At 68.6% G+C, this 15799-nt stretch carries 14 protein-coding genes; 5 read left to right on the top strand and 9 right to left on the bottom strand.

All coding sequences use genetic code 11. From position 1 onward, the window contains the following. The first annotated feature begins 34 nt into the window (after positions 1-34). From QTI20_RS13290 to msrA, 5 genes are all read left to right on the top strand, one after another. Positions 35-997 carry a Bug family tripartite tricarboxylate transporter substrate binding protein gene (locus tag QTI20_RS13290; RefSeq protein WP_286551501.1) on the top strand — a complete coding sequence of 321 codons (963 nt, stop codon included), beginning with the start codon at positions 35-37 and terminating at the stop codon, positions 995-997. Next, complete coding sequence (locus QTI20_RS13285; protein ID WP_286551500.1) at positions 997-2157, top strand: amidohydrolase; 1161 nt, start codon at positions 997-999, stop codon at positions 2155-2157. The genes QTI20_RS13290 and QTI20_RS13285 overlap by 1 nt, the downstream gene beginning before the upstream one ends. A gap of 295 nt (positions 2158-2452) precedes the next feature. After that, the gene (locus tag QTI20_RS13280; RefSeq protein ID WP_183026119.1) at positions 2453-2743 is read left to right on the top strand and encodes a co-chaperone GroES; all 291 of its coding nucleotides are present in this window, start codon (positions 2453-2455) and stop codon (positions 2741-2743) included. 51 nt (positions 2744-2794) lie between these two features. After that, positions 2795-4447 (top strand): chaperonin GroEL, encoded by a 1653-nt coding sequence (gene groL, locus QTI20_RS13275; protein ID WP_183026118.1) that lies wholly within the window; start codon positions 2795-2797, stop codon positions 4445-4447. Positions 4448-4681: 234 nt separating this feature from the next. Beyond that, positions 4682-5410, top strand: coding sequence for a peptide-methionine (S)-S-oxide reductase MsrA (gene msrA, locus QTI20_RS13270; protein WP_286551496.1), 729 nt, complete (start codon positions 4682-4684; stop codon positions 5408-5410). Positions 5411-5422: 12 nt separating this feature from the next. Here the strand turns inward: msrA and xylB are convergent, their stop codons facing one another. The 9 genes from xylB to QTI20_RS13225 form a co-directional block, all read right to left on the bottom strand. After that, entirely contained in the window at positions 5423-6880 is a 1458-nt protein-coding gene (gene xylB, locus QTI20_RS13265; protein ID WP_286551494.1) for a xylulokinase, read from the bottom strand. A gap of 201 nt (positions 6881-7081) precedes the next feature. Beyond that, positions 7082-8005 carry an AraC family transcriptional regulator gene (locus QTI20_RS13260; protein ID WP_286551493.1) on the bottom strand — a complete coding sequence of 308 codons (924 nt, stop codon included), beginning with the start codon at positions 8003-8005 and terminating at the stop codon, positions 7082-7084. A 25-nt stretch (positions 8006-8030) separates the two neighbouring features. Further along, positions 8031-8831 carry an L-iditol 2-dehydrogenase gene (locus QTI20_RS13255; protein WP_286551492.1) on the bottom strand — a complete coding sequence of 267 codons (801 nt, stop codon included), beginning with the start codon at positions 8829-8831 and terminating at the stop codon, positions 8031-8033. Then, positions 8828-9790, bottom strand: coding sequence for a carbohydrate kinase family protein (locus QTI20_RS13250; protein WP_286551491.1), 963 nt, complete (start codon positions 9788-9790; stop codon positions 8828-8830). The genes QTI20_RS13255 and QTI20_RS13250 overlap by 4 nt, the downstream gene beginning before the upstream one ends. Positions 9791-9793: 3 nt before the next feature. Further along, positions 9794-11179, bottom strand: coding sequence for a D-arabinitol 4-dehydrogenase (gene dalD / locus QTI20_RS13245; protein ID WP_286553395.1), 1386 nt, complete (start codon positions 11177-11179; stop codon positions 9794-9796). Between the two features lie 72 nt (positions 11180-11251). After that, positions 11252-12283, bottom strand: coding sequence for an ABC transporter ATP-binding protein (locus QTI20_RS13240; protein ID WP_286551490.1), 1032 nt, complete (start codon positions 12281-12283; stop codon positions 11252-11254). Positions 12284-12450: 167 nt separating this feature from the next. Beyond that, positions 12451-13272 carry a carbohydrate ABC transporter permease gene (locus QTI20_RS13235; protein WP_286551489.1) on the bottom strand — a complete coding sequence of 274 codons (822 nt, stop codon included), beginning with the start codon at positions 13270-13272 and terminating at the stop codon, positions 12451-12453. 142 nt (positions 13273-13414) lie between these two features. Then, positions 13415-14272, bottom strand: coding sequence for a carbohydrate ABC transporter permease (locus QTI20_RS13230; RefSeq protein WP_286551488.1), 858 nt, complete (start codon positions 14270-14272; stop codon positions 13415-13417). Positions 14273-14415: 143 nt separating this feature from the next. Beyond that, complete coding sequence (locus tag QTI20_RS13225; protein ID WP_286551486.1) at positions 14416-15726, bottom strand: ABC transporter substrate-binding protein; 1311 nt, start codon at positions 15724-15726, stop codon at positions 14416-14418. Positions 15727-15799: the final 73 nt, after the last annotated feature.

Genomic DNA, 15799 nt, shown 5'->3' with positions numbered 1-15799 from the left:
GTCCCCATCGACAACGACTTCAGAAGGCATCTCCATGCGTCGCTCCACCTTCATCGCCGCGCTCGCCGGCCTGTCCATGTTCTGCCACCTGGCGGCGGCGCAGGACGCCAACCCACCCATCCGCCTGCTGGTCGGCTTCTCCGCCGGCGGCGCCCTGGACTCGGTGGCCAGGGCCGTGGCCGACCGCCTGCGCGTGACCCTGAACCAGCCGGTCATCGTCGACAACAAGCCGGGCGCAGCGCAGCGCCTGGCGCTCAGCGAGATCAAGCGCGCCAAGCCGGACGGCCTGACGCTGATACTGGCCAACAGCTCCCCCTTCATCATCTTCCCGCACGTCTACAAGAAGCTGGAGTTCGATCCGGTCAAGGACTTCACGCCCGTGGCCGGCGTGGCGAACTTCGCGCTGTGCATCGCCGTGGGCCCGAAGGCCCCCAAGGGGAACCTGAAGGAACTGATCGCCTGGGCGAAGGCGAATCCCCAGGAAGCTGCCTATGCCACCTCCGGCGCCGGCCAGATGGGCCATTTCCTCGGCCTCATGTTCAGCAACATCTCTGGCACGGCATTCACCCATGTGCCCTACAAGGGCGGAACGCCCGCGATGACGGATCTGGTGGGCGGGCAGATCCCAATGATGATCGACACCATCCTCGAACCCATGGAGATGGCCAAGTCCGGCAAGATCCGCATCGTGGCGGTGCCCGGCGACAAGCGCCTCGAGGTGCTGCCCGACGTGCCCACGATCCGCGAATCGGGCTTCGACCTTTCCGCCGAAGGCTTCGTCGGCATCTACGGCCCGCCCGGCCTGCCCCGGGACAAGGTGGAGCGGCTCGACAAGGCCTTGAAGGAGGCGCTGGCTTCGCCCGAGCTGCGCAACCGCATCCAGCAGTACGCGATGTCGCCGGCCTATGCCTCGCCCGAGGCACTGGCACAGCGTCAGGCTGCGGGCCTGGCCAAGTGGGAGGCCCCCATCAAGGCCAGCGGATTCACGGCGGACTGATGAAAACCTTCCACATCGGCTTCCTGGACGCCCTGCGATCGATTCGCAGGGACATCCACGCGCATCCGGAATTCGGATTCGAGGAAACGCGCACATCCAGGCAGGTGGCATCGCTGCTGCAGGCCTGCGGCATGGCGGTGACGACGGGCGTGGGCAAGACAGGCGTGGTCGGCACGCTTCGGCGCGGCACCGCCACGAAGTCGATCATCCTGCGCGCGGACATGGACGCGCTGCGCATCGCCGAGGCGCCTGGGGAGGATCGCCCCCATGCATCGACCCGCAGCGGCTACATGCACGCCTGCGGCCACGACGGACACACGGCCATGCTCCTGGGCGCCGCGCAGATCCTGGCGCAGGAAGGCGGCTTCGATGGCGCGATCCATTTCGTGTTCCAGCCGGCGGAGGAATGGGGCCAGGGCATGCTCGCGATGCTCGAGGACGGCCTGCTCGAACGCTTCCCCGCTGCCGAAGCCTATGCCTTGCACAACGCGCCCGGCCTGCCCATCGGAAGATTCGAGACCTGCAGCGGCGCCTTCAAGTCCGCCGAGGACAACTTCGAGATCCGGATCAGCGGCAAAGGTGTTCACTCGGCCAGGCCGCACCAGGGCCGGGATGCGCTGGTGGCGGCGGCCGCGACCGTCACGGCACTGCAGACCGTCGTCTCCCGGGTGATCCCCCCAAGCGAGATGGCCGTGGTGTCCTGCACCAGCATCCACTCCTCCGGCACCCGCAATGTCAGCAGCGGAGAGGTCGTCATCGACGGGGACTGCCGTTCGTTCAGCCCTGCAGTAAGTCAACTGATCGAGGAAGAACTGACCCGGGTCGCCAGGGGCGTCGCGGACGCGCACGGCTGCACCGCCGAGGTGAAGTACACCCGCGTGTTCGTGCCGACGGTCAACGACGCCGCACTGACCCAGAACGTGAAACGGCTGATGGAGCGCAGCTTTGGCCCCGGCTGCATCGAGGCCGACGCGCCAGCCAACACCGGGTCGGAAGATTTCGGACAACTGCTCAGACGCGTGCCCGGCTGCTATGCCAACCTGGGCAACGGGGACAGCGCATCGCTGCACAACGCGGCCTACGATTTCTGCGACGACGCGCTCCCTTACGGGGTCGGTTTCTTCGTCGCCGTGGCCCGGGATCGCCTGCCAGCGCCCTGAGCGCGCGCGACGAGCTTCGACCCCGGCTACCGCGTCCGGGACCTGCGCTTCCGCGCCATCTTGCGACCTCAAGGCAGACGCCGCGGCAGCGCGCCCTTTCCTTCGGTCTGGCCCGGCCTGCCGGCGGAAATGCGGACGCCTGTCAGGTCCTCGCCCTTGAAACCCCCGCAAAAGCCCTTATCATTAGCACTCGCCAAGACCGAGTGCTAACAACGCGGTTTCCAAGCGATGGGCGATCCGGCCTGTGGCCGACGCCCTCAACAACCCCCGTTTCTATATCCCTCCAGGAGATGCAATGAACCTTCGTCCTTTGGCCGATCGCGTGATCGTCAAGCGTGTTGACAGCGAAACCAAGACCGCCTCCGGCATCGTCATCCCCGACGCAGCCGCCGAGAAGCCCGATCAGGGCGAAGTCCTGGCCGTGGGCCCGGGCAAGCGCAACGACAAGGGTGAACTGATCGCCCTGACCGTCAAGGTCGGCGACCGCGTCGTGTTCGGCAAGTACAGCGGCCAGACCGTCAAGGTCGGCGGCGACGAGCTGCTGGTCATGAAGGAAGACGACCTGTTCGCGGTTGTCGCGAGCTGAGCCTCTCCTTTCCTTCTTTCCATTCATTCAATCCATTCGGAGTAATACAACATGGCAGCAAAAGACGTCGTCTTCGGCGGCGAAGCCCGCGCACGCATGGTCGAGGGTGTGAACATCCTGGCCAACGCAGTCAAAGTGACCCTGGGCCCCAAGGGCCGCAACGTGGTGCTGGAGCGTTCGTTCGGCGCCCCCACGGTGACCAAGGACGGTGTGTCCGTCGCCAAGGAAATCGAACTCAAGGACAAGCTGCAGAACATGGGCGCCCAGCTCGTGAAGGAAGTGGCTTCGAAGACCAGCGACAACGCCGGTGACGGCACCACGACCGCGACGGTCCTGGCACAAGCCATCGTTCGCGAAGGCTTCAAGTACGTGGCCGCCGGCATCAACCCGATGGACCTGAAGCGCGGCATCGACAAGGCCGTGACGGCCCTGGTCGCCGAGCTGAAGAAGGCTTCGAAGCCCACGACCACGTCGAAGGAAATCGCGCAAGTCGGCTCGATCTCGGCCAACAGCGACGAAACCATCGGCAAGCTCATCGCTGACGCGATGGACAAGGTCGGCAAGGAAGGCGTCATCACCGTCGAAGACGGCAAGTCGCTGGACAGCGAACTGGACGTCGTCGAAGGCATGCAATTCGACCGCGGCTACCTGTCGCCCTACTTCATCAACAACCCGGAAAAGCAATCGGCGATTCTGGACAACCCCTTCGTGCTGCTCTACGACAAGAAGATCAGCAACATCCGTGACCTGCTCCCCACGCTGGAACAAGTCGCGAAGTCGGGCCGTCCCCTGCTGATCATTGCCGAAGAAGTCGAAGGCGAAGCCCTGGCGACCCTGGTCGTGAACACGATCCGCGGCATCCTGAAGGTCGTGGCCGTCAAGGCCCCTGGCTTCGGCGACCGCCGCAAGGCCATGTTGGAAGACATCGCCATCCTGACGGGCGGCAAGGTCATCGCCGAAGAAGTGGGCCTGACGCTCGAGAAGGTCACACTGGCCGACCTGGGTCAGGCTGCACGCATCGAAGTGGGCAAGGAAAACACGATCATCATCGACGGCGCTGGCGCTGCCGGTGACATCGAAGCCCGCGTCAAGCAAGTGCGCATCCAGATCGAAGAAGCTTCGAGCGACTACGACCGTGAAAAGCTGCAAGAGCGCGTGGCCAAGCTGGCCGGCGGCGTGGCAGTGATCAAGGTCGGCGCTGCCACCGAAGTCGAAATGAAGGAAAAGAAGGCTCGCGTCGAAGACGCCCTGCACGCCACCCGCGCTGCAGTGGAAGAAGGCGTCGTGGCTGGCGGCGGCGTGGCTCTGCTGCGTGCCAAGCAAGCCGTGGGCGACTCGATCAAGGGCGACAACGCCGACCAGGACGCCGGCATCAAGCTGGTGCTCAAGGCCGTCGAAGCCCCCCTGCGCGAAATCGTGAACAACGCCGGTGGCGAAGCTTCGGTGGTGGTGAACGCTGTGTTGGCCGGCAAGGGCAACTACGGTTTCAACGCTGCGAACGACACCTACGGCGACATGCTCGAACTGGGCATCCTGGACCCGACGAAGGTCACCCGCACCGCACTGCAGAACGCAGCTTCGGTCTCCTCGCTGCTGCTGACGACCGAAGCCATGGTCGCCGAAGCACCGAAGGACGAAGCTGGCGCCGGCGGCGGCATGCCCGACATGGGTGGCATGGGCGGCATGGGCGGCATGGGGATGTGATGGCTCGCCCCCGAGGCTGCGGCGCACTTCGTGTCGCCTACGCCCTCCCCCTTCCGGGGGCAACACCAGCGGCCCGGCAAAGCCGGTTCCGCGGTGTTCCACGAAAAAGGGGGCAGCTATTGCGGTCCTAGCGACCCAAAAGCCCTGCAGCGCAAGCTGCAGGGCTTTTTTCATGGGCGCGCGGATCGGGCATCGTGTTGCGGGACACTTCGCACTCCAACGACGGAGACACGCATGCGCACCCGAACCTTTCCTTCGCTTCCACTTCGCCGGTCCCTGCTGACCGTGCTGCTCGCCGGCGGCGCGGGCTGGCTGGTCGCGCGGCCCGCGCGGGCGGCGGAGGCGCCGACCGTGGTGCCGGCGCCCACCACCGACCCGGCCGTGGCCTCGGGCGACACCGAGGCGGTCGCGGTGCTGGCGGGCGGCTGCTTCTGGGGCGTGCAGGGCGTGTTCCAGCGCGTCAGGGGCGTGAGCAGCGCGGTGTCGGGCTATGCGGGCGGCGCGGAGCACACGGCCAAGTACGAGGCCGTGGGCCTGGGCGACACCGGCCATGCCGAGGCGGTGCGCATCCGCTACGACCCGCGCCAGATCAGCTTCGCGCGGCTGCTGCAGATCTTCTTCTCGGTGGCGCACGACCCGACGCAGCTCGACCGGCAAGGGCCCGACACCGGCACGCAGTACCGCTCGACCGTGTTCGCGCAGAACCTCGAGCAGGCACGCATCGTTCAGGCCTACATCGCGCAGCTGACGCAGGCCCGCACCTTCGGCAACCTACCGATCGTCACCACCATCGAGCTGCAGAAGCGCTTCTTCCCCGCCGAGGCTTACCACCAGGACTACCTGACGCGGCACCCCGACGACCCCTACATCGTGGCCAACGACCTGCCGAAGATCGCCGATCTCAAGCGCCTGTTCCCCCAGGCCTACCGCGCGCAACCCGCGCTGGTCGGCAGGAGCGCCTGAGCCTCTTCTTGCTCAGCGCGGGAAGCAGGGCCTGAGCGCGCGGTAGAGCGCCTGGAAGCGCGCATGCCGCGCGCGGTGCCCGGCCTGCTGCGCGGCCTCGGGCACGAAGCGCCGGCGCAGTTCGGGCGCGCGGCACACCGCCTCGACGCGGCCGCCATCGGCCAGCCAGGCCAGCCGCGCGGCACCGAGGGCGCCGCCGGCCTCGCCGCCTTCGCCCAGCGCCAGCGGCACCTCGAGGATGTCGGCCAGCAACTGGGCCCACCAGGCGCTGCGCGCGCCGCCGCCGACCAGCGCCAGGTCGCCCTGCGGCGGCTGCAGCGTGTCGAGGCCGTCGCGCAGGCCGAAGCTCACGCCCTCGGCCACCGCGTAGGCGATGTCGGCCGGGCCGTGCGCATGCGTGAGGCCGAAGAGCAGGCCCTGCGCCTGCGCATCGTTGTGCGGCGAACGCTCGCCCGACAAGTAGGGCAGGAACAGCGGCGCCGCGGCGCGCGCGGGGGCATCGAGCCCGGCCGCGGCCGCCAGCAGCGCGGCCTCGTCGGCGAAACCGAAGGCGCGCACCGCCCAGCTCAGCGCGCTGGCGGCCGACAGCATCACCGACATCTGGTGCCAGCGGCCCGGCAGCGCATGGCAGAAGGCGTGCACCGCCTGTGCCGGGTTGGGCGCGAAGCGATCGGTGGCGACGAAGATCACACCCGAGGTGCCCAGCGAGACGAAGCCCTGCCCCGGCGCCACCACGCCCATGCCGATCGCGCTGGCCGCGTTGTCGCCCGCGCCGCCGGCGATCGCGACCCGCGGGCCCAGGCCCCAGCGCGCGGCCAGGTCCGGCGACAGCACGGCCGACACCGCGCTGCCTTCGACCAGCCGCGGCATGTGCGCGCGCGTGAGCCCGGTGGCGGCCAGCAGTTCGTCCGACCAGTCGCGCGCGCCCACGTCGAGCCACAAGGTGCCGGCCGCGTCGGACATGTCGCTCGCCATCTCGCCGCTCAGGCGCCAGCGCAGCCAGTCCTTGGGCAGCAGCACGTGGGCGGTGCGGGCGAACAGCGCGGGCTCGTGCGCGCGCACCCACAGCAGCTTGGGCGCGGTGAAGCCGGGCATCGCGAGGTTGCCCGCGATCTCGCCCAGACGCGGCACCGCGGCGGCGAGTTCATCGCACTGCGCGGCGCTGCGGCCGTCGTTCCAGAGGATCGCGGGGCGCAGCACCTCGCCGGCCGCATCGAGCAGCACGGCGCCGTGCATCTGGCCCGACAGGCCGATCGCGCGCACCCGCGCCAGCGCCTCGGCATGCGCGGTGCGCAGCGCCTGCATCACGGTCTCGAGCGCGCCCCACCATTGCGCAGGGTCCTGCTCCGACCACAGCGCCTGCGGCCGGCTGACGGTCAAGGGTGCGCGCGCCACGCCGACGATGCGGTGGTCGTCCGCGAGCAGCAGCGCCTTCAGCTCGGAGGTGCCGAGGTCGAGTCCCAGGTACATTTTTTCTTCTCTTCTCTTGTCTTGACGGAAGGGATCGGGCTGCCGGACGCAGAAGGCGCAGAGGTTTCGCAGAAGACGCAAAAAAGAAGAGAAAAAAAACAATGTCTTCTTTCGCGTCTTCTGCGAGATCTTTGCGTCCTCTGCGTCCGGATGCCCGCTCCCGATTTCAGCAAGGTTCGTCCGGATGCCCGCCCCCCGATTTCAGTGGGCGCCTCCAAAGCGGCTGTCCGCCTGGCGGCGGAATTCGCTCGGCGTCATGCCCTTCACCTCGAGGAAGCGCCGGTTGAAATTGGCGACGTTGTTGAAGCCCACCTGGTAGCAGATGTCGGTCACGTAGTGGTCGGTCTGCATCAGCAGGTGGCAGGCGTTGTTGATGCGCACGCGGTTGACGAAGTCGGTGAAGCTGTTGCCGGTGGCGCGGCGGAAGTAGCGGCTGAAGCGGCTCTCGCTCATGCCCAGTTCGGCCGCCACCTCGGCCATCGCGATCGGCTCGGCCACGTTGTCGGTGATGCGGTTGACGATGGCGTTGATGCGATCGACCTCGGCGTCGCCCTCGGCGCCCTTCATCTGCACGCTCGACAGCAGCCGGTAGTCGGTGCAGTCGGCCAGGTCGGCCAGGAACTCGCAGAAGGCCGCGAGCCGGCGCAGGCCGTGCGTGGCCTTGACCTGGTGCCAGTGGCGCTCGGCCTGCTCCGACAGGCCGAAGAACTCGATGCCGTGCCGCGCGCGCTCGAGCAGCAGCTGCACCTCGCCCAGCTCGGGAATCTGGCGCGCGGCCTCGGCCACCGGGTCGTGGCGGAACTGGATCACCAGGTCGCGCGTGGGCACGCCGGCATCGGGCGTGTCGAGCGAGATCCAGTTGTGCGGCAGCCGCGGCCCGCACAGCACCAGGTGGCCGGGCTGGAAGGGACCGATCCAGTCGCCGACGAAGGCCTTGCCGGAGGTCGAGGTGATCAGGTGCAGCTCGTACTCGTCGTGGCAGTGCCAGCGCGCCAGCGGGCTCGGGTAGCCGTGCGCCAGGCAGCGCACCCAGCCGGCTTCCGCGGGCGCCTCGTAGCCGAGCGCCGGCGAGCGCGCGAGGTCGTGCTCGAGTTCGGGTTCGCGCTGACGGGGAAGGGATCGCATAGGTTGCGGGGCTGCCGGGCCGTGCTCAGCTCATCACACTACCACCGTCGACGTTGAGTGTCTGCGCCGTGATGTAGCGGGCCTCGTCGCTGGCCAGGAACACCACCGCGCCCGCCATGTCGCCGGGCGTGCCCATGCGGCCCAGCGGCACCGCCAGGCCGACCTGGCGCTTCTTCTCGCCCAGCGGCAGCTTCTCGTAGCGCGCGAACAGCGCGTCCACGCCGGCCCACATGGGCGTGTCGACCACGCCCGGCGCGATGCCGTTGACGCGGATGCCGTGCGGCGCCATCGCCAGCGCCGCGCTCTGCGTGTAGCTGATCACCGCGGCCTTGGTCGCGCAGTAGTGCGACACCAGCGCCTCGCCGCGGCGTCCGGCCTGCGAGGCCAGGTTGACCACCGACGCGCCCGGCGTGCCGGCCTCGACCATGTGCTGCAGCACCGCCTGCATGGTGAAGAACATGCCTTTGACGTTGACGGCGAACAGCCGGTCGAAGGAGGCTTCGTCGCTCTCGAGCAGCGGCGCCATGTCGAACACCGCCGCGTTGTTGACCAGCGTGTGCAGCGCGCCGAAGCGGGCCTGCGCGGTGGCCAGCATGCGGGCCACGGCCGCGCGGTCGGTCACGTCGGCCGCGATGTAGGCCAGCGTGTCGGGATGGCTGGCCGCGAGCGTGCGCACCGCCTCGGGCGTGTCGGCCTCGCGGTCGACCACGCTGCAGCACGCGCCTTCGGCCAGGCAGGCCTGCACGATCGCGAGGCCGATGCCGCCGCCCGCGCCGGTCACCAGCACATGGCGGCCGGCCAGGCGGCCGGAAGTGGAATTCGTCATGCCTGTTCCTTGGAAGAATGATTCAGTGCCGCGTCGAGTTCCGCCCGCGTGGGCGGCGCCGCGCCCGCGCGCGTGCAGTTGAGCGCGGCCGCGGTGACCGCGAAGCGCAGCACGGTGTGCCAGGCTTCGTCGCCCAGCGCATCGAGCTGCGCGGCGTGTTCGACGCCCTGCGCCAGCAGCGCGACCGACAGCGCGGCCGCGAAGGCGTCGCCCGCGCCGATGGTGTCGACCACCTGCACGGAAGGCGGCCGGACGTCGATCGGCGCCCGGCCCGCGCGGTACAGGGTGACGCCCTCGCCGCCGCGCGTGAGCAGCACCGCGCGCGGGCCCGGGCCTTCGTTCGATGCCAGCAGGCTCGCGGCCGCATCGCCCGGCGCGCGGCCCGGCGCGATGTGCGCGGCGTCCTCGTCGCTGAGCTTGAGCAGGTCGCAGGCCGCGACCCAGCGCGGCAGTTGGGCACGGTAGCCCGCCATGTCGGGGATCAGGCTGGGCCGCACGTTGGGATCGAAGAGCACGATGCGCTGGCCGCGCTGGGCCTCGACCAGGGCGGTGATGCGGCCGGCCGCGGGCTCGGTCAGCAGCGAGATGGCGCCGAAGTGCAGGTAGCGGCAGCTGTCGGGCAAGGTGGGCAGCGGATCGGGCGCCCAGCGCGTGTCGGCCGTGCCCTGGGTGTAGAAGGCGTAGCGGTTGGTCTCTGGCGTGCGTTCGACGAAGGCCAGCGTCGAGGGCGCGTCGCTGCGCAGCACGAAGCGGGTGTCGACACCGTTGCGCTGCAGGTGCTGCAGCAGCCGCTCGCCGAACAGGTCGGTCGAGAGCTGCGTGATGAAGCCCGTGGGCTCGCCCAGGCGCGCCGCGGCGATGGCGCCGTTGGCGGGCGCGCCGCCCTCGTGGCCTTCGAAGCGCAGGCCTTCGATGGCGGTGAAATCGATCAGGGCTTCGCCGACGAATGCGATGCGCATGGCTCAGCCCTCCTGCGCGACGAAGGCGTCCACGCGCCGCCTCGCGCGCCGCAGCGCATCGACCAGCCGCGGGTCGCTGGCCAGCGGGCCCCACAGCGCGCGGTCGGCGCCGAAGGCGGCCACCGGGTCGGCCGCGTCGCAGATCGCATGCGCCAGCGCCGGGTCCATGCCCTGGTCCTGGTAGACGTAGGGCAGCTGCCCCGCATGCCAGCGCTGCAGGAAGGCCAGGAACAGCGCGGGCAGCATGGCCACGCTGTCGATGGTTTCGCCGCGCGCGAGCCGCTCGCGCACCGTGGGCGCGATGAAGCCGGGGATCTTCGAGAAGCCGTCCATCGCGACGCGCTGGTTGGTGTCGCGGATGGCGGGGTTGCCGAAGCGCTCGAGCACCACGTCGCGGTAGGCCGGCAGGTCGACCGGGCTCGGTGCGCCGGGCGCGCCCAGCACCGGGATCACGTCGTCGGTCACGTAGTCGTAGGCCATCCGGCGGATCGCGGGCCGGTGCGTGCCCTCGTGGATGAACTGCAGGCCGACCAGGGTGCCGGCCCAGGCGATGCAGCTGTGGGTGGCGTTGAGCAGCCGGATCTTGGCCTCCTCGTAGGGCTGGACCGAAGCCACCAGCTCGACGCCCACGCGCTCCCAGGCGGGCCGGCCCGCTGCGAAGTCGTCTTCGATCACCCACTGGATGAAGCTCTCGGCCGTGACCGGCGCGGCATCGTCCATGCCCGTGGCCGCGCGCACGCGTTCGCGCAGCTCGGGCGGCGGCCGCGGCGTGATGCGGTCGACCATCGCGTTGGGGCAGGTGGTGTTCGCCTGCACCCAGTCGCGCAGGGCGGTGTCGCCGCTGCGCGCGATGAACTCGAGCAGGCCGTGGCGGAAGCGCTCGCCGTTGTGGCGCAGGTTGTCGCAGTTGAGCAGCGTGAGCGGGCCCGCATCCGCAGCCCTGCGCGCGCGCAGCAGCGCACAGAGCGCGCCGTAGACCGTCTGGCCGGCTTCGCCCTGGCGTGCGCGCTCGATGTCCGCGGCCAGTTCGGCGAAGGACAGGTCGAGCGCGCCCTTGGCATCGAGGTAGTAGCCGGCCTCGGTCACGGTGAAGGAGACGATGCGGGTCGCGGGGTCGGCGCCGCAGGCGATCACCGCGGCCAGCGTGGGCTCGTAAGGCAGCACGCGGCGGATCGCCGTGATGCGTTCGTAGTGGAAGGCGCCGGCCGGTGTCACGGTCTCCAGCGTGTAGGCGCCGCCCTGGGCCTGCAGCGCGGCCAGCACCTCGGCCATGTCGGCGCGCAGGTTGGCGCCGACCAGCGACCAGCGCGTGTCGCCCTGGTCGATGAGCCGCTGCAGGTAGACCGCCTGGTGGGCGCGGTGGAAGGAGCCCAGCCCCAGGTGCAGCACCACGAGGTCGGTGTCCGGCACGGTTGCGAGTGTCACGTCGAGCTTTCGGATGAAGAAGAAGACAAAAGGAATTCAGGCCGCGAGCGCCTGGCCCTGGCGGTCGAACAGGTGCAGCACCGTGGGGTCGAGCTCGACGCCCACGTCGTCGCCCACGCGCAGCGGCGTGCGCTCGTTCTGGCGCGCGATCAGCGGCACGCCGTCGACGTCGACGTGGATCAGCGTGTCGGCGCCCAGCGCCTCGACCAGGTCGACCCGGCCGGGCACGCCCGCACCGTGGCCCGGGTGCACCTGCAGGCCCTCGGGGCGCACGCCGAGAAAGCCGTCGGTCGGCAGCCGGCCGCCGGTCTTCGAGGAGAAGCTGGGGATGGCCGCGGCCGGCACCATGTTCATCGAGGGCATGCCGATGAACTGCGCGACGAAGCGGTTCACCGGATGGTCGTAGAGCTCCATCGGCGTGCCGACCTGCTCGATCACGCCGTCCTTGAGCACCACCACGCGGTCGGCCAGCGTCATGGCCTCGACCTGGTCGTGGGTCACGTAGATGCTGGTGGCGCCCAGGGCCACGTGCAGCTTGTGGATCTCGACCCGCGTGTTGCCGCGCAGCGCCGCGTCGAGGTTGGACAGCGGCTCGTCGAACAGGAAGACCTTGGGCGCGCGCACGATTGCGCGGCCGATGGCCACGCGCTGGCGCTGGCCGCCCGAGAGCTCCTTGGGCGTGCGCGCGAGGTACTGCGTGAGGTTGAGCTGCTCGGCCGCATGCGCGACCTTCCTGCGGATCTCGTCCTTGGGCACGCCCGCCAGCTTGAGCGCGAAGGACATGTTGTCGGCCACGCTCATGTGCGGATAGAGCGCATAGCTCTGGAACACCATCGCCAGGTCGCGCTTGCCCGAGGCCAGGTTCGTGATGTCCTTGCCGTCGAGCATCAGCTGGCCGCTGGTGGTGGGCTCGAGCCCGGCGATCAGCCGCAGCAGCGTCGACTTGCCGCAGCCCGAGGGCCCGACGAAGACGATGAACTCGCCCTTCTGGATCTCGAGGTTCACGCCGCGGATGATGTGCGCGTCGCCGAAGCTCTTCTGGATGTTCTTGAGTTCGAGGTAGGCCATTCAAAACTCCTTGATTGCGGATGAGCAGGCTGACGAGACGCCTGCACGGATCGCAGGCGCCCAGCCCGATGCGGGAGCTGCCGCGGAACCGGCTTTGCCGGGCCGCTGGCAGCGCCCCCTCGAGGGGGTTGGCGAAGCGACACGCAGTGCGCGAAGACTGGGGGTGTTCATTTCACGGCGCCGAAGGTCAGGCCTTGGACGAGTTGTTTTTGGCTGAACCAGCCGAACACCACGATCGGCGCGATGGCCATGAGCGAGGCCGCGGACAGCTTGGCCCAGAACAGGCCTTCGGGCCTCGAGTACTGCGAGATCAGCGTGGCCAGCGTGCCGGCCTTGGCCGAGACCAGGTTGAGCGCCCAGAAGGCCTCGTTCCAGCTCAGCACCAGGCACAGCAGGCCGGTCGACGCGAGGCCGCCCACCGAGAGCGGCAGCACCACGTGGCGGAACTCGGTCCAGAGGCTGGCGCCATCCATGCGCGCGGCCTCGAGGATCTCGTTGGGGATGTCCTTGTAGCTGGTGTAGAGCATCCAGACCATGATCGGCAGGTTCGACAGCGTGAACACGAGGGTCAGCGCGCTCAGCGAATCGAGCAGGCCCGCGCTCTGCGCCAGCACGTAGATCGGCACCAGCGCGCCGACCGCCGGCATCATCTTGGTCGAGAGCATCCACATCAGGATGTCGCGTGTGCGCCTGGTGCGGAAGAAGGCCATCGAGTACGCGGCCGGCGCCGCGATCAGCAGCCCGAGCACGGTCGAGCCCAGGCTGGTGATCAGCGAGTTGCGCGCGTACAGAAGGTAGTCGCTGCGGCGCTGCACCTCGGCGAAGTTGTCGAGCGTGGGCTCGAACACGAACAGCGGCGGCACCGCAATGGCCTGCAGCTCGGTCTTGAAGGCCGTGAGGAACAGCCAGCCCAGCGGGAAGAACAGCAGCAGCGCGGCGGCCCAGGCACCGAGGGTGCGCAGGCTCTGGAGCAGGGGGTTGGGTTGCATGACAGAGCCTTTCAATGGCGCCGGAGCACCTTCGTGGAACACCGCGGAACCGGCTCCGGCTTTGCCGGGCCGCTGGTGTTGCCCCCGGCGAGGGGGTTGGCGAAGCGACACGAAGTGCGCGAAGACTGGGGGAGAGCCATGTCTAATCCAGGTTCTTGCCGACGATGCGGATCAGGAAGGCCGCCACGATGTTGGCCAGCACCACCGCGAACAGCGCGCCGGCCGAGGCCACGCCCACGTCGAAGTTCATCAGCGACTGCTTGAAGATCATGTAGGTGAGGTTGGTGCTCTCGTTGCCCGGACCGCCGTTGGTGGTGATGGCGATCTCGGCGAACACGCTGAGCAGGAAGATCATCTCGATCATGATCACCACCGCCATCGGCCGGCCCAGGTGCGGCAGCGTCAGGTAGAAGAAGCGCTGCGGCGCCGAGGCGCCGTCCATGCGCGCGGCCTCCATCTGCTCGCGGTCCAGCGACTGCAGCGAGGTGATGAAGATCAGGCAGGCAAAGGGCAGCCACTGCCAGGCCACCATGATGATCACCGACAGCAGCGGCACGTCGGTGAGCCAGTCGATCGGCGTGGCACCGAACAGGCGCCACAGGTCGGCCAGCACGCCGTAGATCGGGTTCATCATCATGTGCTTCCACAGCAGCGCGTTGACTGCCGGCATGACGAAGAAGGGCGAGATCAGCAGCACCCGCACGATGCCGCGGCCCGGGAAGGGCTCGTTGACCAGCAGCGCCAGCAGCACGCCACCCACCACGGTGATGACGATCACGCTGCCGATCAGCAGCAGCGTGTTCGAGACCGCCGGCCAGAAGTCCGGATCGGTCACGAAGTAGTGGAAGTTCTCGAAGCCGGCGAAGGGATGCTCGCCCGGCTGCATCAGGTTGTAGCTGACGAAGGAGAAGTAGATCGTCATCGCCAGCGGCACGATCATCCAGAGCAGGAGCGTGAGCACCGCGGGCGCCATGAGGGCGCGGGGCAGGAGTCGGTTCATGAGCAGGTCCCTTCTTGTTGTCTCTGGCTCCTTCCCCCTTTGGGGGAAGGCGGGGATGGGGCTCCCCATCGATCACTGCAGCGATCGATGCGGCGCGGGCCCCCACCCCGGCCCTCCCCCGGCGGAGGAGGGAGAGGGACGGCTTACTTGTAGTACCCGGCCTTCTTCATCTCCCGCTCCGCCGCCGTCTGCGAGGTCTTGAGCGCCTGGTCGACCGTGACCTTGCCCGACAGCGCCGCGCTCATCTGCTGGCCCACCGCCACGCCGATGGCCTGGAACTCGGGGATGGCCGCGTACTGCACGCCGACGTAGGGCGACTTGGGCAGCGTGCTGTCGGTGAGGTTGGCGCTGTCGATGGCCTTCTTCTCGGCCTCGGCGAACTTCGCGACCTTCTGGAACTCGGGGTTGGCATAGGTCGACTTGCGCGTGCCGGTGGGCACCGAGGCCCAGCCGGTTTCCTTGGCCACGAGGTTGATGTAGTCCTTGGAGGTGGCCCACTTGATGAACTTCTGCGCCGCCTCGTCCTTGGTCGAGCTGGCCGGGATCGCGAGGTTCCACGACCACAGCCAGTTGGCGCCCTTGGGCGTGCTGGCGGTCGGTGCCTGCGCGAAGGCCACCTTGTCGGCCACCTTCGACTGCTTGGGGTCGCTGATGAACGAGGCCGCGATGGTCGCATCGACCCAGGCCGCGCACTTGCCTTCGTTGAACAGCGCGAGGTTCTCGTTGAAGCTGTTGGCCGAGGCGCCGGGCGGGCCGTCCTTCTTCATCAGGTCGACGTAGAAGGTGATCGCGTCCTTCCAGGCCTTGGTGTCGATCTGCGGCTTCCACTGCATGTCGAACCACTGGCCGCCGTTGGTGTTGACCAGCGTGCTCAGGAAGGCCATGTTGTCGCCCCAGCCCGGCTTGCCGCGCAGGCACATGCCGTAGACGCCGGCCTTGGGGTCGTTGGCCTTGTCGGCGAAGGCCTTGACCTCCGCCCAGGTCGGCTGGTCGGAGAACTTGATGCCGGCCTTGTCGGCCAGGTCCTTGCGGTACATGAGCATCGAGCTTTCGCCGTAGAAGGGCGCGGCGTAGAGCTTGCCGTCGGTCGACAGGCCGGCGCGGATGGCGGGCAGCAGGTCGTCCACGTCGTAGGCCGCGTCGGTGGCGATGGGCTTGAGCCAGCCCTTTTTCGACCAGATCGGCGCCTCGTACAGGCCGATGGTCATCACGTCGAACTGGCCGCCCTTGGTGGCGATGTCGGTGGTCACGCGCTGGCGCAGCGTGCCCTCCTCCAGCGTCACCCACTTGAGCTTGATGTCGGGGTTGGCCTTCTCGAAGAAGGGCGTGAGTTTCTGCATCTCGATCATGTGGCCGTTGTTGACGGTGGCGATGACCAGCTCGGTGGCGGCGTGCGCGAAGCCCGCGCCGGCGATCGCGAGCGCAACGCCCGCCTTGAGATAACAACGCTTCATGACTTGTCTCCTGTGGTTCTCGCGGCCGTCTGCCGCCGAAGCCGATTCTGTAGAGACGGCGCGTCGGTATCGG

The sequence above is a fragment of the Variovorax sp. J2P1-31 genome, assembly GCF_030317215.1.
Classification (GTDB): Bacteria; Pseudomonadota; Gammaproteobacteria; order Burkholderiales; family Burkholderiaceae_C; genus Variovorax.
The sequence above is the reverse complement of the archived record's forward strand: the minus strand, read 5'-3'. Positions and strand labels throughout refer to the sequence as shown.

What these genes read in the sequence shown, in the direction of transcription:
- QTI20_RS13230 (WP_286551488.1), bottom strand. Translation starts at nt 14,272, where the DNA reads ATGAACCGACTCCTGCCCCGCGCCCTCATGGCGCCCGCGGTGCTCACG.
- QTI20_RS13255 (WP_286551492.1), bottom strand. Translation starts at nt 8,831, where the DNA reads ATGACGAATTCCACTTCCGGCCGCCTGGCCGGCCGCCATGTGCTGGTG.
- QTI20_RS13285 (WP_286551500.1), top strand. Translation starts at nt 997, where the DNA reads ATGAAAACCTTCCACATCGGCTTCCTGGACGCCCTGCGATCGATTCGC.
- QTI20_RS13250 (WP_286551491.1), bottom strand. Translation starts at nt 9,790, where the DNA reads ATGCGCATCGCATTCGTCGGCGAAGCCCTGATCGATTTCACCGCCATC.
- msrA (WP_286551496.1), top strand. Translation starts at nt 4,682, where the DNA reads ATGCGCACCCGAACCTTTCCTTCGCTTCCACTTCGCCGGTCCCTGCTG.
- QTI20_RS13290 (WP_286551501.1), top strand. Translation starts at nt 35, where the DNA reads ATGCGTCGCTCCACCTTCATCGCCGCGCTCGCCGGCCTGTCCATGTTC.
- QTI20_RS13225 (WP_286551486.1), bottom strand. Translation starts at nt 15,726, where the DNA reads ATGAAGCGTTGTTATCTCAAGGCGGGCGTTGCGCTCGCGATCGCCGGC.
- xylB (WP_286551494.1), bottom strand. Translation starts at nt 6,880, where the DNA reads ATGTACCTGGGACTCGACCTCGGCACCTCCGAGCTGAAGGCGCTGCTG.
- QTI20_RS13280 (WP_183026119.1), top strand. Translation starts at nt 2,453, where the DNA reads ATGAACCTTCGTCCTTTGGCCGATCGCGTGATCGTCAAGCGTGTTGAC.
- QTI20_RS13235 (WP_286551489.1), bottom strand. Translation starts at nt 13,272, where the DNA reads ATGCAACCCAACCCCCTGCTCCAGAGCCTGCGCACCCTCGGTGCCTGG.
- QTI20_RS13260 (WP_286551493.1), bottom strand. Translation starts at nt 8,005, where the DNA reads ATGCGATCCCTTCCCCGTCAGCGCGAACCCGAACTCGAGCACGACCTC.
- groL (WP_183026118.1), top strand. Translation starts at nt 2,795, where the DNA reads ATGGCAGCAAAAGACGTCGTCTTCGGCGGCGAAGCCCGCGCACGCATG.
- QTI20_RS13240 (WP_286551490.1), bottom strand. Translation starts at nt 12,283, where the DNA reads ATGGCCTACCTCGAACTCAAGAACATCCAGAAGAGCTTCGGCGACGCG.